Source organism: Micromonospora sp. ATLC20, assembly GCF_057196585.1.
The window spans coordinates 1-573 of the sequence record NZ_JBXUOV010000417.1 but is presented as its reverse complement, the minus strand read 5'-3'; the positions used below and the strand labels follow the sequence as shown (position 1 = coordinate 573).

Sequence of the window (573 nt, the reverse complement as noted above, 5' to 3'; positions counted from 1 at the left end):
GGCCGGCACCGGAGACGGGCCGGGTGCCGGGCGGAACGCCGTCGGCACGCGCCCGGCGGCCCGCACCCGACACCGGCTGGGTACCGGGTGGCATGTCGTCGGGTCGCGCCCGGCGCGCTCCACCGGGGACCTGCTGGACGGCGCCGGTGTCCTCGGTGCGGGCTCGGCGGGCGGCACCGGAGACCGGCTGGATGCCGGCGGTGTCGTCGGGGCGGGCCCGTCGTCCGGCGGGCGGCGGGGTCGCCGATTCGGCCGGGTGCGGGCCCTCAGGTCCGGCGCCGTGCCGGCCGCGGGGCGCCGGCGGTACGCGGGTGTCGCCGTCCGCGGAGGGCCGGCCCGCGTCGGCGGGTACGCGGCCGGGCGACGGCGCCCCGGACGGCGTGCGGGTGCCGGTGACCGGTGGCTGCTGACCGGTGGGTCCGTCCGCGCGGCGGCGGTACGGCGCATCCGGCGGACGCGGCGCCTCGGGCACACCGGGCCACGGACCGTCGACCGGGCGGCGCGGGGCGGCGGCTTCGGGGCCGCCGGGCCACAGACCGTCGGCGGCCCGGCGCGGGGCACCCGGCTCGGGAC

The 573-nt window shown here is 83.6% G+C and carries 1 pseudogene; it reads right to left on the bottom strand.

What is annotated here, in order from left to right:
• Positions 1-573 (bottom strand): annotated as a pseudogene (locus AC2CHG_RS31710) (hypothetical protein); the annotation flags it as partial.